The sequence below is a fragment of the Pseudomonas sp. 8209 genome (genome assembly GCF_028682105.1).
GTDB lineage: Bacteria > Pseudomonadota > Gammaproteobacteria > Pseudomonadales > Pseudomonadaceae > Aquipseudomonas > Aquipseudomonas palmensis.
Genome location: NZ_JANIAH010000011.1, coordinates 143,740 through 164,470, shown reverse-complemented (window position 1 = coordinate 164,470; position 20,731 = coordinate 143,740). Strand labels below are relative to the sequence as shown.

General features: G+C 64.2%; 22 protein-coding genes. All 22 read left to right on the top strand.

The window, feature by feature from the left end; translation table 11 throughout:
* Position 1: 1 nt before the first annotated feature.
* Positions 2–367, top strand: a complete 366-nt coding sequence (locus NP552_RS22725) for an Hpt domain-containing protein (RefSeq protein ID WP_043861811.1) — start codon at positions 2–4, stop codon at positions 365–367.
* Positions 368–438: 71 nt separating this feature from the next.
* Entirely contained in the window at positions 439–1,755 is a 1,317-nt protein-coding gene (locus NP552_RS22720; protein WP_043861812.1) for a flagellar hook-length control protein FliK, read from the top strand.
* Positions 1,756–1,928: 173 nt separating this feature from the next.
* Positions 1,929–2,426: a flagellar basal body-associated protein FliL gene (gene fliL, locus NP552_RS22715; RefSeq protein ID WP_054915630.1), complete on the top strand. Its 498-nt coding sequence runs from the start codon at positions 1,929–1,931 to the stop codon at positions 2,424–2,426.
* A 9-nt stretch (positions 2,427–2,435) separates the two neighbouring features.
* Entirely contained in the window at positions 2,436–3,404 is a 969-nt protein-coding gene (gene fliM / locus NP552_RS22710; RefSeq protein ID WP_043861814.1) for a flagellar motor switch protein FliM, read from the top strand.
* A 48-nt stretch (positions 3,405–3,452) separates the two neighbouring features.
* Positions 3,453–3,923, top strand: coding sequence for a flagellar motor switch protein FliN (gene fliN / locus NP552_RS22705; RefSeq protein ID WP_043861815.1), 471 nt, complete (start codon positions 3,453–3,455; stop codon positions 3,921–3,923).
* A 24-nt stretch (positions 3,924–3,947) separates the two neighbouring features.
* Complete coding sequence (gene fliO, locus NP552_RS22700; RefSeq protein ID WP_370409109.1) at positions 3,948–4,379, top strand: flagellar biosynthetic protein FliO; 432 nt, start codon at positions 3,948–3,950, stop codon at positions 4,377–4,379.
* The gene (fliP, locus tag NP552_RS22695) at positions 4,379–5,131 is read left to right on the top strand and encodes a flagellar type III secretion system pore protein FliP (RefSeq protein ID WP_054915628.1); all 753 of its coding nucleotides are present in this window, start codon (positions 4,379–4,381) and stop codon (positions 5,129–5,131) included. The genes fliO and fliP overlap by 1 nt, the downstream gene beginning before the upstream one ends.
* An 18-nt stretch (positions 5,132–5,149) precedes the next feature.
* Entirely contained in the window at positions 5,150–5,419 is a 270-nt protein-coding gene (gene fliQ / locus NP552_RS22690; protein ID WP_043861818.1) for a flagellar biosynthesis protein FliQ, read from the top strand.
* Between the two features lie 7 nt (positions 5,420–5,426).
* Positions 5,427–6,203: a flagellar biosynthetic protein FliR gene (gene fliR, locus NP552_RS22685; protein WP_054915627.1), complete on the top strand. Its 777-nt coding sequence runs from the start codon at positions 5,427–5,429 to the stop codon at positions 6,201–6,203.
* A 2-nt stretch (positions 6,204–6,205) separates the two neighbouring features.
* On the top strand, positions 6,206–7,342 hold the full coding sequence (gene flhB, locus NP552_RS22680) for a flagellar biosynthesis protein FlhB (RefSeq protein ID WP_054915626.1): 1,137 nt from the start codon (positions 6,206–6,208) through the stop codon (positions 7,340–7,342).
* A 164-nt stretch (positions 7,343–7,506) separates the two neighbouring features.
* Positions 7,507–9,636, top strand: coding sequence for a flagellar biosynthesis protein FlhA (gene flhA / locus NP552_RS22675; protein ID WP_043861821.1), 2,130 nt, complete (start codon positions 7,507–7,509; stop codon positions 9,634–9,636).
* An 11-nt stretch (positions 9,637–9,647) separates the two neighbouring features.
* Positions 9,648–10,958: a flagellar biosynthesis protein FlhF gene (gene flhF / locus NP552_RS22670; RefSeq protein WP_043861822.1), complete on the top strand. Its 1,311-nt coding sequence runs from the start codon at positions 9,648–9,650 to the stop codon at positions 10,956–10,958.
* Positions 10,959–11,077: 119 nt separating this feature from the next.
* Positions 11,078–11,911, top strand: coding sequence for a flagellar synthesis regulator FleN (gene fleN, locus NP552_RS22665; protein WP_054915624.1), 834 nt, complete (start codon positions 11,078–11,080; stop codon positions 11,909–11,911).
* Entirely contained in the window at positions 11,908–12,648 is a 741-nt protein-coding gene (fliA, locus tag NP552_RS22660) for an RNA polymerase sigma factor FliA (protein ID WP_043861824.1), read from the top strand. Before fleN ends, fliA begins: the two co-directional genes overlap by 4 nt.
* Positions 12,649–12,752: 104 nt before the next feature.
* Positions 12,753–13,127, top strand: a complete 375-nt coding sequence (locus tag NP552_RS22655) for a chemotaxis response regulator CheY (RefSeq protein ID WP_043861825.1) — start codon at positions 12,753–12,755, stop codon at positions 13,125–13,127.
* 20 nt (positions 13,128–13,147) lie between these two features.
* Positions 13,148–13,936: a protein phosphatase CheZ gene (locus tag NP552_RS22650; protein WP_043861826.1), complete on the top strand. Its 789-nt coding sequence runs from the start codon at positions 13,148–13,150 to the stop codon at positions 13,934–13,936.
* Positions 13,937–13,948: 12 nt separating this feature from the next.
* Positions 13,949–16,177, top strand: coding sequence for a chemotaxis protein CheA (locus NP552_RS22645; protein WP_210014308.1), 2,229 nt, complete (start codon positions 13,949–13,951; stop codon positions 16,175–16,177).
* A gap of 45 nt (positions 16,178–16,222) precedes the next feature.
* Positions 16,223–17,344 (top strand): protein-glutamate methylesterase/protein-glutamine glutaminase, encoded by a 1,122-nt coding sequence (locus NP552_RS22640; RefSeq protein WP_058542051.1) that lies wholly within the window; start codon positions 16,223–16,225, stop codon positions 17,342–17,344.
* Positions 17,344–18,084: a flagellar motor protein gene (locus NP552_RS22635; protein ID WP_043861829.1), complete on the top strand. Its 741-nt coding sequence runs from the start codon at positions 17,344–17,346 to the stop codon at positions 18,082–18,084. Before NP552_RS22640 ends, NP552_RS22635 begins: the two co-directional genes overlap by 1 nt.
* 3 nt (positions 18,085–18,087) lie before the next feature.
* Positions 18,088–18,975 (top strand): flagellar motor protein MotD, encoded by an 888-nt coding sequence (gene motD, locus NP552_RS22630; protein ID WP_043861830.1) that lies wholly within the window; start codon positions 18,088–18,090, stop codon positions 18,973–18,975.
* A 43-nt stretch (positions 18,976–19,018) separates the two neighbouring features.
* Positions 19,019–19,807 carry a ParA family protein gene (locus NP552_RS22625; protein WP_043861831.1) on the top strand — a complete coding sequence of 263 codons (789 nt, stop codon included), beginning with the start codon at positions 19,019–19,021 and terminating at the stop codon, positions 19,805–19,807.
* Positions 19,807–20,700, top strand: coding sequence for a CheW domain-containing protein (locus NP552_RS22620; RefSeq protein ID WP_100634343.1), 894 nt, complete (start codon positions 19,807–19,809; stop codon positions 20,698–20,700). Before NP552_RS22625 ends, NP552_RS22620 begins: the two co-directional genes overlap by 1 nt.
* Positions 20,701–20,731: the final 31 nt, after the last annotated feature.

Sequence of the window (20,731 nt, the reverse complement as noted above, 5' to 3'; positions counted from 1 at the left end):
AGTGTCCGATCAGCGTATCGATAACAAGGTAGTGGGCGAGTTGCGGGAGGTCATGGGTAGCCAGTATGCCGAGTTGCTGGAGACCTTCCTGGCCGATTGCGAAAAGCGCATGGTGCAACTGCGCGACGCCCGCTCCCCCCGGCAGCTGAGTGAGGCTGCCCACAGTTTCAAGGGTAGCTGCAGCAACATGGGCGCCACCGACCTGGCCGAGTTGTGTCGGCAGCTGGAAGTGCGCGTGATGGAGCAGCCGGCACACGGCATCGAGGACCTGATCAGCCAGATCAGGTGCGAGTACCTCGAAGTGCGTCCCTTCTATGTCGCCGAGTTGGAGCGCGTGTCGCCGCAGGCGGCCAGGCATCCTGTGTAGCGCAAACCTGGCGCGACTCTTGCAGTCTCTTCGCTATTCAAGTTCGCGCTTCTGTAGTGGAGACCCTTCCCATGCCTGTCGCTTCAAACCCGCTGCTGCAACCGTCCGCCGTGGCCAAGGCCTCGCGCACGGCTGCGCCAGCGCCCGAAAAGGTGCCCCAGGTCGCCAATGACAAGGCTGCGGGCTTCTCCAAGGTGTATGCCGATCAGTCCCGCGACAAGCTGCCGGCCAAGGCGGATGTGCCCAATGCCGACAAGGCGGGCGTTGCAGCCGGGGCGGCAAATGCCGGCAAGACGGCGACCGATCAGGAGCGCACTGTTGCCGACAGCGGCAATTCATTGCCTGAACAGAAGCCGGTATCGGACGAGTCGACGCCAGTTGCCGATGACCTTCAACTGCTCGATTCGAGCCTGGTGGCGGGTCAGGTTACTGACGCCCAGGCCGGTGCACAGCTGATCCAGGCTCAGGCCGAAGCGGTGGCCCCAGTGGTGCAGGCGGCTGCCGCACAGTTGCAGGCCCAGGTGCAGGCCCCGGCCGTCGCGCCGCAGCCACCGGCCCCGGAAGAACCCGCTTTCGACCCGGCCGGCGACGTGCTCGAGGACCTGCCGGCATTGCGCCTGGCCCTGGAGCAGAACGCCCAGGCCCAGGGCACCACCTCTGCCCATGCCAGCAAGCCGACCACGGCGCAACCCGAAGCCACCCAGGGCCAGCCTGCCGTCAATACCCTGGCGGCCATGCTCGACCCGCGTCAGGCCGATCCGGGCGACAGCGAGCCGGGCGAGAAGGGCTTCAGCAACCTGCTCGATGACGGCCTTAAGGACCTCAAGGGCGCCTCCAGCGATACCCGTGTCGATGACTTTGCCGAGCGCCTCAGCGCGCTGACCCAGGCTGCGACGCCCAAGACCGCCAATGCGGTGCCGGTGGCGATGCCGCTGAACCAGCCGCTGGCGATGCACCAGGGTGGCTGGACCGAAGGCCTGGTCAATCGCGTGATGTACCTGTCCAGCCAGAACCTGAAGTCGGCTGAAATCAAGCTGGAGCCAGCCGAGCTGGGGCGCTTGGACATTCGCGTGCACATGACACCCGAGCAGCAGGCGCAGATCACCTTCACCAGTGGCAACGTGGTGGTGCGCGAAGCGCTGGAAAACCAGGCCAGCCGGCTCAAGGAAATGTTCGCCGAACAGGGCCTGGCGCAACCTGACGTGAACGTGGCCGACCAGTCCCGCGAGCAGCAGCAGGGCTCGCAGGACGGCACCTCGAAGCTCAGCGGCGTGGCCGCGCGTCGCAATGAAGGCGCGGGCGGCGAAGAGGCCGACGCCGACGCGGCGGCCCAGCCGGTGGAGCGACCGGTGGTGCTGGGGTCCAGCGCGGTCGATTTCTACGCCTGATTGCACGGGTAGGGCTGGGCGTTGCGGGGCGGCTGCCCAGCCCTTCACGGATGAATCTGCCCCTGCGTTCGTCGCCTTCCTCAATCGGGCCGGTGTGGCCCGCAAATCTGGCATAACACTTGCTCAACCCTCGCCATGTGGGACAAACCTCTTGTGAGTGACGGATTATTGGCATGGCGAAGAGCGAAGCAGTGAAAGACCCCGCCGTAAAAGGCAAACTCAAGCTGATCCTGCTGCTGGTGCTGGCATTGCTGCTGGCCATCGGCTTGTCGGTGGGCGCCACCTGGTTCTTCCTGCAAAGGGGCGACAGCAAACCTCAGGTCGACCCGGCAACCGTCAGCAACGTCAGGCCTGCGGCCATCTACGAGCCGCTGGCGCCAGCCTTCGTCGTCAACTTCAACCAGAACGGTCGTCAGCGCTACATGCAGGTGAGCATCACCATGCAGGGGCGCGACCAGGCTGCGCTGGATGCGCTGAAAGTGCACATGCCGGTGATCCGCAACAACCTGGTGATGCTCTTCTCCGGCCAGCCGTTCGACTCCCTGGCGACCCCGGTCGGCCAGGAGATGCTGCGCCAGAAGGCCACCGCCAGCGTGCAGGAAGTGGCCCAGAAAGAAGTCGGCAAGCTGGTGATCGACCAGTTGCTGTTCACCAATTTCGTATTGCAGTAGGAGCCCAAGATGGCCATGCAGGACCTGCTGTCCCAGGATGAGATCGATGCCCTGCTGCACGGCGTCGACGACGGGCTGGTGCAAACCGATAGCGGCGCCGACCCCGGCAGCATCAAGAGCTACGACCTGACCAGCCAGGACCGGATCGTGCGCGGGCGCATGCCGACCCTGGAAATGATCAACGAACGTTTCGCCCGGTATACCCGCGTGAGCATGTTCAACCTGCTGCGCCGCTCGGCGGATGTGGCAGTGGGGGGCGTGCAGGTGATGAAGTTCGGTGAGTACGTGCACTCGCTGTACGTGCCCACCAGCCTCAACCTGGTGAAGATCAAGCCGTTGCGCGGCACCTCGCTGTTCATCCTCGATGCCAAGCTGGTGTTCAAGCTGGTGGACAATTTCTTCGGCGGTGACGGTCGTCACGCCAAGATCGAGGGTCGCGAGTTCACCCCCACCGAATTGCGCGTGGTGCGCATGGTGCTGGACCAGTGCTTCGTCGACCTCAAGGAAGCCTGGCAGGCGATCATGCCGGTCAACTTCGAGTACATCAACTCGGAGGTCAACCCGGCCATGGCCAACATCGTCGGCCCGAGCGAGGCGGTGGTGGTGTCCACCTTCCACATCGAACTCGATGGCGGTGGCGGCGACCTGCACGTGACCATGCCCTACTCGATGATCGAGCCGGTGCGCGAAATGCTCGACGCGGGCTTCCAGTCCGACCTGGACGACCAGGACGAACGCTGGATCAAGGCCCTGCGCGAAGACGTGCTGGACGTCAGCGTGCCGATCAGCGCCACCGTGGCACGCCGCGAGCTGCGCCTGCGCGACATCCTGCACATGCAGCCGGGTGATGTGATCCCGGTCGAACTGCCGGACGAGCTGGTACTGCGCGCCAATGGCGTACCGTCGTTCAAGGCCAAGTTGGGCTCGCACAAGGGCACGCTGGCATTGCAAGTAACCGAGCCGATCGAGCGCCGCTGATCGGTACCCTGGCTTTAACACTGAATTGATTGCCCCGTCGAGGACAAGATGGCTGACGAAAACGATATCACCTCCATGGAAGACCAGGCCCTGGCCGATGAGTGGGCAGCAGCCCTGAGCGAGACCGGCGACGCCGGCCAGTCCGACATCGACGCGCTGTTGGCGGCTGACGGCGGCAGCAGTGCCGGCTCGCCCAACCGCCTGCCGATGGAAGAATTCGGCAGCTCGCCCAAGGGCAACGATGCAGTGACCCTGGACGGCCCGAACCTGGACGTGATCCTGGATATTCCGGTGAGCATCTCGATGGAAGTGGGCAGCACCGAAATCAACATCCGCAACCTGCTGCAACTGAACCAGGGTTCGGTGATCGAGCTGGACCGCCTGGCCGGCGAGCCGCTGGACGTGCTGGTCAACGGCACCCTGATCGCGCACGGCGAGGTGGTGGTGGTGAACGAGAAGTTCGGCATCCGCCTGACCGACGTGATCAGCCCGAGCGAACGCATCAAGAAGCTGCGCTGAGTGAAGCGTCTTCTGCAAGCGGGGCTGACCGGGGTCGGCCTGCTCTGGCTCGACCTGGCACTGGCGGCACAGCCCGCGGCCACGACAGCCGCGGCGACCACGGCAGCAGCCGGCAGTGCCAGCGGGCAGTTGGGCCGTCTGGTGCTGGGGTTGTTGCTGGTGCTGGGCCTGATCTTCTTTCTCGCCTGGCTGCTGCGCCGGGTGCAGAACGTGACGCCGCGTGGCCAGCAGGTCATCGAGATCGTCGGCACGCGCGTGGTCGGCCCGCGTGATCGGCTGCTGCTGGTGCAGGTGGGCAACGAACAGATACTGATCGGTCATACGCCGGGCAGCCTTACCGCGTTGCATGTGCTGGCCGAGCCGGTGCAGGTACCGGCCAGCGCCCGCCAGGCTACGCCCGAATTCGCCCAGCGCCTGATGGAGCTGCTGGGCAAGGATCAAAAGGACAAGTCGTGATGGGCGCATTGCGCATGCTGTTGACCCTGCTGCTGATGTTCGCAGCGCCGCTGGCCCTAGCCGCCGACCCGCTGTCGATTCCGGCGATCACCCTGTCCAACGGGGCGGATGGGCAACAGGAGTACTCGGTCAGCTTGCAGATCCTGCTGATCATGACGGCGCTGAGCTTCATTCCGGCGTTCGTGATCCTGATGACCAGCTTCACCCGGATCATCATCGTGTTCTCGATCCTGCGCCAGGCCCTGGGCCTGCAGCAGACGCCGTCGAACCAGATCCTCACCGGCATGGCGCTGTTCCTGACCCTGTTCATCATGGCGCCGGTATTCGACCGGGTGAACAAGGATGCCCTGCAGCCGTACCTGGCCGAGACCCTGTCGGCCCAGGACGCGGTGGCCAAGGCCCAGGTGCCGCTCAAGGACTTCATGCTGGCGCAGACCCGCGAGAGCGATCTCGACCTGTTCATGCGCCTGTCCAAGCGTACCGATATCGCCACGCCGGACGAGGCGCCGTTGACCATCCTGGTACCGGCCTTCGTCACCTCCGAACTCAAGACCGCGTTCCAGATCGGCTTCATGATCTTCATCCCGTTCCTGATCATCGACCTGGTGGTGGCCAGTGTGCTGATGGCCATGGGTATGATGATGCTGTCGCCGCTGATCATCTCCCTGCCGTTCAAGATCATGCTGTTCGTGCTGGTGGATGGCTGGGCGTTGATCATGGGTACCCTGGCCGGCAGTTTCGGTGGCGTCTAGCGCGCCGAGGAGAACAACATGACCCCAGAAGTTGCTGTCGACCTGTTCCGCGATGCGCTGTGGCTGACCACCATGATCGTGGCTGTGCTGGTGGTGCCGAGCCTGCTGGTGGGCCTGATGGTGGCCATGTTCCAGGCCGCCACCCAGATCAACGAACAGACCCTGAGCTTCCTGCCGCGCCTGCTGGTGATGCTGATCACGCTGATCGTGGCCGGGCCCTGGCTGGTGCAGAAGTTCATGGAATACATCCTGTCGTTGTACGGCAGCATTCCCCAGTTGATCGGCTGAGCGCGCGATGCTCCAGTTGACCGATGCGCAGATCGCCACCTGGGTGGCGAGCTTCATCCTGCCGCTGTTTCGCATTGCCGCCGTGCTGATGACCATGCCCATCATCGGGACCAAGATGGTGCCGGGGCGCATCCGCCTGTACCTGGCCCTGGCGATCACCGTGGTGGTGGTGCCGGGCCTGCCGCCGATGCCCGAAGTCAATCCGCTGTCGCTCAGCGGGCTGCTGCTGATTGCCGAGCAGATCCTCATCGGTGCGGTATTCGGCCTGTCGCTGCAGCTGTTCTTCCAGATATTCGTAGTGGCCGGGCAGGTGGTGGCCATCCAGATGGGCATGGCCTTCGCTTCCATGGTCGACCCGGTCAACGGCGTCAACGTGGCGGTGGTCAGCCAGTTCCTGAGCATGCTGGTGACGCTGCTGTTCCTGTCGATGAACGGGCACCTGGTGGTGTTCGAGGTGATCACCGAGAGCTTCACCACCTTGCCGGTGGGCACCGGCCTGATGGTCAACCACTACTGGGACCTGGTCGGGCGGCTGAGCTGGGTGCTGGGCGCGGCGCTGCTGCTGGTGCTGCCGGCGATCACCGCGCTGCTGGTGGTGAACATCGCCTTCGGCGTGATGACCCGTGCAGCGCCGCAGCTGAACATCTTCTCCATCGGTTTCCCGTTGACCCTGGTGCTGGGGCTCGGGATTTTCTGGGTTGTCCTGGCCGACATCCTTTCCCATTACCAGGCGCTGGCCTCCGAGGCCCTGCAGTGGCTGCGTGAGCTGGCGAGGGCGAGCTGAGCATGGCAGAGAGCGAAAGCGGTCAGGACAAGACAGAAGACCCCACGGAGAAAAAGAAGAAGGACGCCCGCGAGAAGGGCGAGATCGCCCGTTCCAAGGAGCTCAACACGGTGGTGGTGACCCTGGCCGGGGCCGGTGGCCTGTTGGTGTTCGGTGGTGGCCTGGCCGAAGTGCTGATGGACATCATGCGCATCAACTTCACCCTGTCGCGCGACACGCTGATCGACGAGCGCTCGATGGGCACCTTCTTGCTGGCCTCGGGCAAGATGGCCCTGATGGCGCTGCAGCCGGTATTGCTGGTGGCGCTGATCGTGGCCTTCATCGGGCCGATTTCGCTGGGTGGCTGGCTGTTTGCCGGCGGCACCCTGGCGCCCAAGTTCAGCCGCATGAACCCGCTGTCGGGGATCAAGCGCATGTTTTCCCTGAACGCACTGACCGAGCTGCTCAAGGCCCTGGCGAAGTTCTTCGTGATCCTGATCGTGGCGCTGGTGGTGTTGTCGTCGGACCGTGACGACCTGCTGGCCATTGCCAACGAGCCGCTGGAGCAGGCGATCATCCACAGCGTGCAGGTGGTGGGCTGGAGTGCCCTGTGGATGGCCGCCGGCCTGTTGCTGATTGCCCTGGTGGACGTGCCGTTGCAGCTGTACCAGTCGCACAAGAAGCTGCTGATGACCAAGCAGGAGGTGCGCGACGAGTACAAGAACAGCGAGGGCAAGCCGGAGGTCAAGCAGCGTATTCGCCAGCTGCAGCGCGAGATGTCGCAGCGGCGCATGATGGCGGCGATCCCCGATGCCGACGTGATCATCACCAACCCGACCCACTATGCGGTGGCGCTCAAGTACGACCCCGAGAAGGGCAATGCGCCGACGCTGCTGGCCAAGGGCACCGATTTCCTGGCGCTGAAGATTCGCGAAATCGCCAATGCCCACAACATCCAGGTTCTGGAATCGCCGGAGCTGGCGCGTTCGATCTTCTACTCCACCGAGCTCGAGGAAGAGATCCCGGCCGGCCTGTACCTGGCCGTGGCCCAGGTGCTGGCCTACGTGTACCAGATTCGCCAGCACCGGGCGGGCAAGGGCAAGGCGCCGGAGCCGCTCAAGGATCTGCCGATTCCGCCGGACCTGCGCCGCGATTCCTGAACCGTTTGAGCTCTTCCCGTCGGCGCCGAGGTGCCGGCCCCTTCGCTGCAGGAGCCGGCAGTGTCGGCGAAGGTCGCGTCACTGATCCAAAGTTGGAAAGCTTCTTGCAATAGCAGCGCCAAGCGCCCGCATGGCGTCAAAAGTTTGCTTGAAGAGGAATATCGGTGGATCGCTCTCAGTTAATCAACAGCGCCCGTAGCAACCTGTCCGGGCTCGGCCGGGGCAACCTGGGGGTGCCGCTGTTGCTGCTGGTGATGTTGGCAATGATGATGTTGCCGATCCCGCCGTTCCTGCTCGACGTGTTCTTCACCTTCAACATCGCCCTGTCCATCGTCGTGCTGCTGGTGTGCGTGTACGCCTTGCGCCCGCTGGATTTCGCCGTGTTTCCGACCATCCTGCTGGTGGCCACGCTGCTGCGCCTGGCGCTGAACGTGGCGTCCACGCGGGTGGTGATGCTCCACGGCCACGACGGCCACGAAGCCGCGGGCAAGGTGATCCAGGCCTTCGGCGAGGTGGTGATCGGCGGCAACTACGTGGTCGGTATCGTGGTGTTCGCGATCCTCATGATCATCAACTTCGTGGTGGTGACCAAGGGGGCCGGGCGCATTTCCGAGGTGAGCGCGCGCTTCACCCTCGACGCCATGCCCGGCAAGCAGATGGCCATCGACGCCGACCTCAACGCCGGCCTGATCGACCAGGCCCAGGCCAAGGCACGGCGTACCGAAGTGGCCCAGGAGGCCGAGTTCTACGGTTCGATGGACGGTGCCAGCAAGTTCGTGCGCGGTGACGCCATCGCCGGCCTGCTGATCCTGTTCATCAACCTGATCGGCGGCATGGCCGTGGGTATCTTCCAGCACGGCATGACCTTCGGCGACGCCGGTCGCGTGTATGCGCTGCTCACCATCGGTGACGGTTTGGTGGCGCAGTTGCCTTCGCTGCTGCTGTCCACCGCCGCCGCGATCATGGTTACCCGTGCCTCGGGCTCCGAGGAAATGGGCAAGCAGATCAACCGGCAGATGTTCGATTCGCCCAAGGCGCTAGCCGTGTCCGGTGGCCTGATGATCGTCATGGGGCTGGTGCCGGGCATGCCGCACGTGGCATTCCTCAGCCTCGGCCTGATGGCCGCGGGCGGCGCCTACCTGGTGTGGCGCAAGCAGAACCAGGCCAAGGTCAAGGCACAGCAGGAAGTGCAGCGCCAGCAGGACCTGTTGCCGTCGCCGCAGCGTGCTCAGGAAACCAAGGAGCTGGGCTGGGACGACGTTACCCCGATCGACATGATCGGCCTGGAAGTCGGCTACCGGCTGATCCCGCTGGTGGACCGCAACCAGGGTGGGCAGTTGCTGGCGCGGATCAAGGGGGTACGCAAGAAGCTGTCCCAGGACCTGGGCTTCCTGATGCCCACCGTGCACATCCGCGACAACCTCGACCTGGCCCCCAGCGCCTACCGCCTGACGCTGATGGGGGTGATCCTGGCCGAGGCCGAGATCTACCCCGACCGCGAACTGGCGATCAACCCGGGGCAGGTGTTCGGCAACCTCAACGGCATCGCCGCCAGGGACCCGGCCTTCGGCCTGGAGGCAGTGTGGATCGATGTGGCCCAGCGCAGCCAGGCGCAATCGCTGGGCTACACCGTGGTGGACGCGAGCACCGTGGTCGCCACCCACCTCAACCAGATCCTCTACAAGCATTGCCACGAGCTGATCGGTCACGAAGAGGTACAGCAACTGCTGCAGGTCCTGGCCAAGGGCTCGCCCAAGCTGGCCGAGGAACTGGTACCGGGGGTGCTGCCGCTGTCCGGTCTGCTCAAGGTGCTGCAGGCGTTGCTGGCCGAGCAGGTGCCGGTGCGCGACATCCGCACCATTGCCGAAGCCATCGCCAACAATGCCGCCAAGAGTCAAGATACCGCCGCGCTGGTGGCTTCGGTGCGCGTAGGATTGAGCCGCGCAATCGTGCAAAGCATTGTAGGAACTGAGTCCGAGCTGCCTGTGATCACGCTTGAGCCAAGGTTGGAACAGATTTTGCTCAATAGTTTGCAAAGGGCCGGGCAGGGTCAGGAAGATGGTGTTCTTCTTGAGCCGAGCATGGCCGAAAAGCTTCAGCGTTCGTTGATCGAGGCCGCCCAGCGTCAGGAGATGCAAGGGCAACCTGCAATCCTGCTGGTCGCAGGACCCGTTCGACAGATGCTGTCGCGTTTTGGCCGCCTGGCTGTACCGAATTTGCATGTTTTGGCGTATCAGGAAATACCTGACAACAAGCAAGTTACCATCGTTGCCACAGTAGGCCCCAACGGCTGAGGTAGTGGGATATGCAAGTTAAGCGTTTTTTCGCCGCTGATATGCGTCAGGCCATGAAGCTGGTTCGTGATGAGCTGGGGGCAGAGGCCGCCATCATCGGCAACCGACGGATTGCTGGCGGTGTCGAGCTGACGGCGGCGCTGGACTACAAGCTGTCCGCGCTTGCGCCGCGGGTGCCGAACGTCGAGCTCGAGGACGAACTGCGCAAGACCCAGTCGCGCATCGTCACCGCGCAGGCCGAGCTCAGCAGCCGGGTCGAAGGCGAGGAGGGCAACCGCCAGTTGTTCGCCGGCCTGCCGCTGACCGCCTCCGAGCCGCTGGTAGAGCCGCAGGTCGAGGCCCCCGTGCGGCCTCAGGCAGCGGCCCCGGCGCCGGTCGATCAGCGCCTGTTCGATTCCATGCGTTCGGAGCTCTCGGGCCTGCGCGAGCTGCTCGAAGTGCAGCTCGGCTCGCTGGCCTGGACCCAGCTGCAGGGCAGCAAGCCGCACCAGGCCAACCTCTGGCGCCGCCTGCAGCGCATCGGCATCGCCGGGCCGCTGGCCCGCGAGGTGCTGGACATCACTGCCGACATCGAAGAGCCCCGCCAGGCCTGGCGCATGCTGCTGGCGCACCTGGCCCGCATGATCCAGGTGCCGGAAATCGAGCCGATCGAAGAGGGCGGCGTGATCGCCATGGTCGGCCCGGCCGGCATGGGCAAGACCACCACCCTGGCCAAGCTGGCGGCGCGCTATGTGCTCAAGTACGGCGCGCAGAACATCGCGCTGGTGAGCATGGACAGCTTTCGCATCGGCGCCCAGGAACAACTCAAGACCCTGGGGCGCATCCTGAATGTGTCGGTGACCCACGTCGACCCCGGCCAGTCGCTGGCCCAGGCCCTGGACCCTCTGCTGCGCAAGCGCGTGGTGCTGATCGATACCGCCGGCCTGCAGGCCAGCGACCCGGCACTGCGCATGCAGCTCGAAACCCTGGCCGGGCGCGGCATCCAGGCCAAGAATTACCTGGTGCTGGCCACCACCAGCCAGAAGCAGGTGCTGACCGCTGCCTACCACAGCTACAAGCGCTGCGGGCTGGCCGGTTGCATCCTGACCAAGCTCGACGAAACGGCGTGCCTGGGCGAGGTGCTGAGCCTGGCCATCACGCATGAGTTGCCGGTGGCCTATCTGACCGATGGGCCGCGCATTCCGGACGATCTGCACTTGCCGCGCCGGCACCATCTGGTCAGTCGCGCGGTCAGTGTACAAATGCAGGACGATCCCAGCGAAGAGGCCATGGCCGACATGTTCGCCGATCTGTACCACAGCGACGGCAAGCGTGTCGGCTGAGGTAAATGTGTATACGTTGCAAAGTACCTACATCAATGGTCTGCCAGGCATTTTTCAGGTGTTGAAAGCGCAGCCAGTCATGTGGCCTCGGTCTAAGTAAGACAAGGTAAAGAACAAACATGGGCAGCATGCATCCCGTACAGGTGATCGCCGTGACAGGCGGCAAAGGTGGCGTCGGCAAGACCAACGTGTCAGTGAACTTGTCATTGGCGCTGGCTGAGCTTGGCCGTCGGGTCATGCTGCTGGACGCCGACCTGGGCCTGGCCAACGTCGACGTCTTGCTCGGCCTGACCCCCAAACGCACACTGGCCGATGTCATCGAGGGCCGCTGCGAGCTGCGCGACGTGCTGCTGCCGGGGCCTGGCGGGGTACGCATCGTGCCTGCGGCCTCCGGCACCCAGAGCATGGTGCACCTGGCGCCGGCCCAGCATGCCGGGCTGATCCAGGCGTTCAGCGAGATCGGCGACAACCTCGACGTGCTGGTCATCGACACCGCGGCCGGCATCGGCGATTCGGTCGTCAGCTTCGTGCGCGCGGCCCAGGAAGTGCTGCTGGTGGTGTGCGACGAGCCCACGTCCATCACTGACGCCTATGCCCTGATCAAGCTGCTGAACCGCGATTACGGCATGAACCGTTTCCGGGTGCTGGCCAACATGGCACAAAGCCCTCAGGAAGGTCGCAATCTGTTCGCCAAATTGACCAAGGTCACGGATCGCTTCCTGGATGTCGCCTTACAATACGTCGGTGCTGTGCCCTACGACGAATGTGTCCGCAAGGCAGTGCAGAAGCAGCGAGCAGTCTACGAAGCCTTTCCGCGTTCCAAGTGCGCGCTGGCCTTCAAGGCCATTGCTCAGAAGGTCGATAGCTGGCCGTTGCCTGCCAACCCGCGTGGTCATCTGGAGTTCTTCGTCGAACGGCTGGTGCAACCGACCAGTGCGGGACCAGTGCTATGAGTGCAAGCGGCTATCGGATGTACAGCAAGGCTTCGCGTGATGCCCAGTACGAGCTGATCGAGCGGTACGCACCCTTGGTCAAGCGCATTGCCTATCACCTGCTGGCGCGTCTGCCAGCCAGTGTGCAGGTGGAAGACCTGATCCAGGCCGGCATGATCGGCCTGCTCGAGGTCTCCAACAAGTACGACTCCAGCAAGGGTGCCAGTTTCGAGACCTATGCCGGTATCCGCATCCGTGGGGCCATGCTCGACGAGGTGCGCAAGGGGGATTGGGCGCCGCGTTCGGTACACCGCAATACCCGCATGGTGAGTGACGCGATTCGTGCAATTGAAGCAAAAACCGGTCGTGATGCTAAAGATCACGAGGTTGCTGCCGAACTTCAATTGAGTCTCGATGATTATTACGGGATTTTGAACGATACCTTGGGCAGTCGCCTGTTCAGTTTCGACGACCTGTTGCAGGACGGCGAACATGAAGGCCTGCACGAGGACGGCGCCAGTGCCCAGCTCGAGCCATCGCGCGATCTGGAAGACGAGCGCTTTCAGGCAGCCCTGGCGGATGCAATCGCCAACCTGCCCGAGCGCGAGCGCCTGGTGCTGGCGCTGTACTACGACGAAGAGCTGAACCTCAAGGAAATCGGCGAGGTGCTGGGGGTCAGCGAGTCGCGTGTCAGCCAGTTGCACAGCCAGTGCGCCGCACGCTTGCGCGGTCGCCTGGGGGAATGGCGGGCGCGTTGAGCAGCCGTTCCATACAGTCGTGAAATGTAGTGCCCGAATTGATTGAATGCGCGTTCAGCGCTGAGCGCGTTAAAGACTGCTTGGAGGTCTAATTGAACAAAGACATGAAAATCCTCATCGTCGACGATTTTTCGACGATGCGGCGGATCATCAAGAACCTGTTGCGTGACCTGGGCTTTACCAATACCCAGGAAGCCGACGACGGCAACACCGCGTTGCCGATGCTCGAAAGCGGTCACTTCGATTTCCTGGTGACCGACTGGAACATGCCCGGCATGTCCGGTATCGACCTGCTGCGCAAGGTACGTCTGGATGAACGCCTCAAGCACCTGCCGGTGCTGATGGTGACGGCCGAAGCCAAACGCGAACAGATCATCGAAGCCGCCCAGGCGGGCGTCAACGGCTATGTGGTCAAACCGTTCACCGCCCAGGTGCTGAAAGAAAAGATCGAAAAGATCTTCGAGCGCGTCAATAGCTGAGGTACGCCACGGGGGCGCTTATGGAGCAAAAAAGATCATCTTTGGACGACTTCGAGTCGACTCTGAAGAAACATGCCCAGGAGCTGGTCAGCAGCCTTGAAAAAGGCAGGTTCGGCGACGCGGTGCAACTGATCCATCAGCTGAACCAGACCCGTGACCTTGGCCTGTACCAGGAAGTCGGCAAGCTTACCCGCGAGCTGCACAGTGCGATCGTCAGTTTCCAGATCGATCCGCACATGCCGCAGGCCGAGGAAGTCTCGCAGATTACCGACGCCACCGAACGCCTGTCGTATGTGGTCAAGCTGACCGAGGGCGCTGCCAACCGCACCATGGACCTGGTGGAGGCAAGCACGCCGGTACTCAATGACCTCAGTGCCGAGGCGGCCAGCCTGAGTGGCGACTGGCAGCGCTTCATGCGCCGCGAAGTCGAGGCTCCGGAGTTTCGCGAGCTGGTCAAGCGCGTCGACAGTTTCCTGACGCACAGCGCCGAGGGCAACCGCAAGGTCGCCGGCCATCTCAACGACATTCTTCTGGCTCAGGACTACCAAGACCTGACCGGCCAGGTGATCAAGCGCGTCACGGCACTGGTCACCGAAGTAGAAAGCAATCTTCTGAAGCTCGTGTTGATGGCGAGTCAGGTCGACCGGTTCGCCGGCATCGAGCATGACCACGACCAGCTGCGTGCCGAAAAAGATCAAGAAAAACATCCGACTCGGGGTGAAGGACCACAGATTCATGCCGATAAACGTGAAGACGTTGTGTCCGGTCAGGACGATGTCGACGATCTGCTGTCCAGCCTGGGTTTTTAGGGAGCACGTTTAATGAGCTTCGGCGCCGATGAAGAAATCCTCCAGGATTTTCTGGTAGAAGCCGGCGAAATTCTTGAGCAACTGTCCGAGCAACTGGTCGAGCTGGAAAGCCGCCCGGATGATGCCGACCTGCTCAATGCAATTTTTCGCGGTTTTCACACTGTAAAAGGGGGCGCCGGCTTCCTCCAGCTCAATGAGCTGGTGGAGTGCTGCCACATCGCCGAAAACGTCTTCGACATCCTGCGCAAGGGTGAACGACGTGTGGACGCCGAACTGATGGACGTGGTCCTGGAAGCCCTGGACACCGTCAACAGCATGTTCGGCCAGGTGCGCGAGCGCACCGACATCACCGCAGCCACTCCGGAACTGCTGGCCGCCCTGGCGCGCCTGGCCGAACCTGCCAGTGCCGAAGCGGCGGCGCCTGCGCCGGTGGCGGCGGTTGCCGAGCCGGAGCCTGAGGCCGAGGCGAGCGGGGGTGATATCACCGACAGCGAGTTCGAGCAGTTGCTCGACTCGCTCAATGCCGCCAAGGCCCAGGCCGAGGCGCCCGAGCCGGTGGCCGTGGACGCTGCCAGCGATGAAATCACCGACGCCGAGTTCGAGTCGTTGCTGGACCAGTTGCATGGCAAGGGCCAGTTCGCCCCCGACAGCGTGGCGGCGGCATCTGCTGCTGCACCTGGCGCGGACGCGGCGCCCAGCGGTGATATTACCGACGATGAATTCGAAGCACTGCTGGACCAGTTGCACGGCAAGGGCACCTTTGCCGCCGATGCACTGCCCGGCGCTGTAGCGGCCGCCGCACCGGCCGCTGCCGCACCCGCAGCGGCGGGTGACCATATTTCCGAACACGAATTCGAGGCCCTGCTCGACGAGTTGCACGGCAAGGGCAAGTTCGCGCCCGACGCCGTCAGCGGCGCTGGCGCTGCCAACGCGCCTGCTGCTGCGGCGACGGTTGCGGCCAAGCCGGCGGCCAAGCCCGCAGCGGCACCGGCACCGGCACCGGCCAAGGCACCCGCCCCCGCGCCAGCCCGTCAAGCGGCTCCCGCTGCCGACAAGCATCCGGCCAGCGAGGCCGAGACCACCGTGCGGGTCGACACCGCGCGCCTGGACGAGATCATGAACATGGTCGGCGAACTGGTGCTGGTGCGTAACCGCCTGGTGCGCCTGGGCCTGAACAGCGGCGATGAAGCCATGTCCAAGGCCGTTTCGAACCTGGACGTGGTGACCGCCGACCTGCAGACCGCGGTGATGAAGACCCGCATGCAGCCGATCAAGAAGGTCTTCGGGCGCTTCCCGCGTCTGGTTCGCGACCTGGCCCGCCAGCTCAAGAAAGAGATCAACCTGGAGCTGGTCGGCGAAGAGACCGACCTGGACAAGAACCTCGTCGAGGCCCTGGCCGACCCGCTGGTGCACTTGGTGCGCAACGCCGTCGACCATGGCGTGGAAACCCCGGAAGAGCGCGAAGCCGCCGGCAAGTCGCGCAATGGCAAGGTGATCCTCGCTGCCGAACAGGAAGGCGACCACATCCTGCTGTCGATCTCCGATGACGGCAAGGGCATGGATGCCAATGTCCTGCGCGCCATTGCGGTCAAGCGCGGGGTGATGGACAAGGACGCCGCCGATCGCCTCAGCGAAAGCGACTGCTACAACCTGATCTTCGCCCCGGGCTTCTCGACCAAGACCGAGATCTCCGACGTGTCCGGTCGCGGCGTGGGCATGGACGTGGTCAAGACCAAGATTTCCCAGCTCAACGGCTCGATCAACATCTACTCGACCAAGGGCCAGGGCTCGAAGATCGTCATCAAGGTGCCGCTGACCCTGGCGATCATGCCGACCCTGATGGTGATGCTCGGCAACCAGGCCTTCGCCTTCCCGCTGGTGAACGTCAACGAGATTTTCCACCTGGACCTGTCGCGCACCAACGTGGTCGACGGCCAGGAAGTGGTGATCGTGCGTGACAAGGCCTTGCCGCTGTTCTACCTCAAGCGCTGGCTGGTCAGCTCGGCAGCCCACGAGGAGCAGCGTGAAGGCCACGTGGTGATCCTGTCGGTGGGTACCCAGCGCATCGGCTTCGTGGTCGACCAGCTGGTGGGCCAGGAAGAGGTGGTCATCAAGCCGTTGGGCAAGATGCTGCAGGGCACCCCGGGCATGTCGGGCGCCACCATTACCGGTGACGGGCGCATTGCGCTGATCCTCGACGTGCCGAGCATGCTCAAGCGTTACGCCGCTCGGCGTATCTGATCCCGGTGGCGTGGCCAGGTGGCCGCGCCCCGTAATGGAGTGTTTATGGTAGTCAAGGTCCTGGTGGTGGATGATTCCGGTTTTTTCCGCCGCCGTGTCTCGGAAATTCTTTCAGCGGACCCGACTATCCAGGTGGTCGGTACCGCGACCAACGGCAAGGAAGCGATCGATCAGGCGCTGTCGCTCAAGCCCGACGTCATCACCATGGACTATGAAATGCCCATGATGGATGGCATCACCGCCGTGCGTCATATCATGCAGCGCTGCCCCACGCCTGTACTGATGTTCTCCTCGCTCACCCACGAAGGCGCCCGCGTCACCCTCGATGCACTGGACGCCGGTGCGGTGGACTACCTGCCGAAGAACTTCGAGGACATCTCGCGCAACCCCGAGAAGGTCAAGCAGATGCTGTGCGAAAAGGTGCATACCATTTCGCGCAGCAACCGTCGTTTCAGCAGCTATGCCAGCCCGGCACCGGCCGCAGCGCCTGCACCGTCGCACAGCGCCGGCAGCAGCGCCCCGGCAGCGTCCATGCGCGCCGCCCCGGTTGCCCCGCAAGCCCCTGCGCGGGCCGCTGCACCCAGCTCGCCAGCGCCCAAGCGCAAGGCCTACAAGCTGCTGGCCATCGGTACCTCCACCGGTGGCCCGGTGGCGCTGCAGCGCGTGCTGACCCAGCTGCCCGCCAACTTCCCGGCGCCGATCGTGCTGATCCAGCACATGCCGGCGGCCTTCACCAAGGCCTTCGCCGAGCGCCTGGACAAGCTGTGCCGCATCAGCGTCAAGGAAGCCGAGGACGGCGACGTGCTGCGCCCCGGCCTGGCCCTGCTGGCACCGGGCGGCAAGCAGATGATGGTCGACGGGCGCGGCACGGTGAAGATCCTGCCGGGTGACGAACGCCTCAACTACAAGCCCTGCGTGGACATCACCTTCGGTTCGGCGGCCAAGTCGTATGGCGACAAGGTGCTGGCCGTGGTGCTGACCGGCATGGGCGCCGATGGCCGCGAAGGCGCGCGCCTGCTCAAGCAGGGCGGCAGCCAGGTGTGGGCCCAGGACGAAGCCAGCTGCGTGATCTATGGCATGCCCATGGCCATTGCCAAGGCCAACCTGGCCGATGCGGTGTACGGCCTGGACGAGATCGGCCGGCACCTGGTAGAGGCGTGCATCTGATGGACGTGTTGAGCCTTATCGGGATCATCCTGGCGTTCGTCGCCATCGTTGGCGGCAACTACCTCGAAGGCGGCCATCTGTCGGCGCTGATCAACGGCCCGGCGGCGCTGATCGTGATCGGCGGGACGCTGGCGGCCTCGCTGCTGCAGGCCCCCATGAGCGCGTTCAAGCGCGCCCTGCAGATCGTGCGCTGGATCCTCTTCCCGCCGCGGGTCGACCTGGCCGGCGGTATCGACCGGGTGGTCAACTGGAGCCTCACCGCACGCAAGGAAGGCCTGCTGGGCCTTGAGGGCGTGGCCGATGCCGAGCCCGACCCATATGCCCGCAAGGGCCTGCAGCTGCTGGTCGACGGCGCCGAGCCCGAAGCCATCCGCAGCATTCTCGAGGTGGATTTCTACACCCAGGAAAGCCGTGACATCCAGGCCGCCAAGGTGTTCGAGAGCATGGGCGGCTATGCGCCGACCATCGGCATCATCGGCGCGGTGATGGGCCTGATCCACGTGATGGGCAACCTGGCCGACCCGACCCAGCTGGGCAGCGGTATCGCCGTGGCGTTCGTGGCCACCATCTACGGCGTGGCCAGTGCCAACCTGATCCTGTTGCCGATCGCCAACAAGCTCAAGGCCCTGGCCATGCGCCAGTCGCGCTATCGCGAAATGCTCCTGGAAGGCTTGCTGTCGATTGCCGAAGGCGAGAACCCACGTTCAATCGAACTGAAGCTTCAGGGCTTCATGGAGTAAGCCATGGCCCGTCGTCGTCAACCCGAGGAACATGAAAACCACGAACGCTGGCTGGTGTCGTATGCCGACTTCATCACCTTGCTGTTCGCCTTCTTCGTGGTCATGTATTCGATTTCCTCGATCAACGAGGGCAAGTACAAGGTCATCTCGCAGGCGCTGATCGGCGTGTTCAACGACCCCGAGCGCAGCATGAAGCCGATTCCGATAGGCGACGAGCGCCCCCTCAGCGTCAAGCCGGCCGAACCGCTGATCAAGGACAGCGAGCAGGTCGATGCGGGCCTGGGGCAAAGTTCCAGCGACCCGCTGCAGACCATCGCCGACGATGTGCGCGATGCCTTTGGCGACCTGATCAAGTCCGACCAGATGACCGTGCGCGGCAACGAACTGTGGATCGAGATCGAGCTCAATTCCTCCCTGTTGTTCGGCAGTGGCGATGCCATGCCCAGCGACAAGGCGTTCGACATCATCGACAAGGTGGCGCACATCATCAAGCCGTTCGCCAACCCGGTGCACGTCGAAGGCTTCACCGATGACCAGCCGATCCGCACGGCGCAGTACCCGACCAACTGGGAGCTTTCGTCGGCACGGGCGGCGAGCATCGTGCGCCTGCTGGCGATGGAAGGGGTCAACCCGGCACGCATGGCTTCTGTGGGCTACGGCGAGTTCCAGCCCATCGCCAGCAATGCCAGCCCTGAAGGGCGCGCGCAGAACCGCAGGGTGGTGCTGGTGATCTCGCGCAATCTGGAGGTGCGCCGCAGCCTGACCGGTACCGGCAGCGCCAATGCCACACCCGATGCGGCGCTCAAGCGTGCTGGCACACAAACTGCACCGCCAGCCGTAGCACCGACGGCCGGGCGCAATCCCGTCAATTCCCCGTCGTCGACCCTTTAATCGATCCCGGCAGGGTCCGACCCGACCGGGAGGAAGCAGCGCAATGAGAGTCTGGGCAGTAGCCAATCAAAAAGGTGGTGTCGGCAAGACCACCACATCCATCGCCCTGGCCGGCCTGCTGGCCGAGGCGGGCAAGCGTGTGGTCGTGGTCGACCTCGACCCGCACGGGTCCATGACCAGCTACTTCGGTCACAACCCGGACACCCTCGAGCACAGCAGCTACGACCTGTTCCTGCACAAGGGCACGGTGCCCGAAGGGCTGCCGGGCCAGCTGTTGCTGCCCACCAGCGACGAGCGCATCTCGCTGCTGCCTTCGAGCACCGCCCTGGCGGTGCTCGAGCGTCAGTCCCCGGGCCAGAGTGGCCTGGGCCTGGTGATCGCCAAGAGTCTGGCGCAGCTGTGGCAGGATTTCGACTACGCGATCATCGACAGCCCGCCGTTGCTGGGCGTTCTGATGGTCAATGCGCTGGCTGCCAGCCAGCAACTGGTGATCCCGGTGCAGACCGAATACCTGGCGGTGAAAGGCCTCGAACGCATGGTCAGCACGTTGAGCATGGTCAATCGCTCACGCAAGCAGGCCTTGCCGTACCACATCGTGCCGACCCTGTTCGACCGCCGTACCCAGGCCTCGATGGGCACCCTGCGGGTGCTGCGCGACGCTTATCCCGAGACCATCTGGCAGGGCTACATTCCGGTCGATACGCGCCTGCGCGACGCCAGCCGTGCCGGGCTCACGCCGTCGCAGTTCGATGGCAGGAGCCGTGGCGTGATTGCCTACCGGGCATTGCTCAAGCATCTGCTGGCGCAGAATGCCGTTGCGCAGGTGGCCTGATGAACAGCCCGCAGCAGGTCACCATAAAGCCTCAACTGGCCTTGCAGTCGTACCTGGACGGCCTGTTGCAGGAGGCCACCGAAGAGCTGCAGCCATTGCCCCAGGCGGTGGCCGAACGCGTCGCAGTGGCCCCGGCCCCGGTGGTCGTCACGGCGCCTGAAGCGATCGACGAGTTCCAGGCCGCAGTGCTCGAAGAACAGGCCCGTGACGCCCGGCTCAAGACCGCAGCGCCGGCATTCGCCGAGCCTACGCGGCTGGTCATGCCGGTAATGGCGCCACCGGTGGTGGCCAAGGTGGTGGAGGCGGCCTCGGTGGTCGCCCCGGTCATCGCCGATGTGCCGACCCCGGTCGAGCCGCTGGTGCAGGTGCACCTGCCCGCAGCACCGGACCAGCCGGTGCCGCCGTTGACGGGCGACGGTCGCCCGGCCTGGGCCGCCGAGCCGTTCGAATGCCTGCTGTTCGACGTGGCCGGGCTGACCCTGGCGGTGCCGCTGGTGTGCCTGGGCTCGATCTACTCGCTGGCCGGCCAGGAGCTCACGCCGCTGTTCGGCCAGCCCGAGTGGTTCCTGGGCATCCTGCCCAGCCAGGCGGGCAACCTGAAGGTGCTCGACACGGCGCGCTGGGTCATGCCCGACCGCTACCGCGACGACTTCCGCCAGGGGCTGCAATACGTTATTTCGGTACAGGGCTACGAGTGGGGGCTGGCGGTGCATCAGGTCAGCCGCTCGCTGCGCCTGGACCCGAGCGAGATCAAGTGGCGCAGCCAGCGTGGGCAGCGCCCGTGGCTTGCCGGTACGGTCATCGAACACATGTGCGCGCTGCTGGATGTCGCCGAGCTGGCAGAGCTGATCGCCAGCGGCGCCGTCAAGCAGATGCACGGTACGCATAAATAATCGGTCGCAACTGCCGCGACCGCACTGAGTA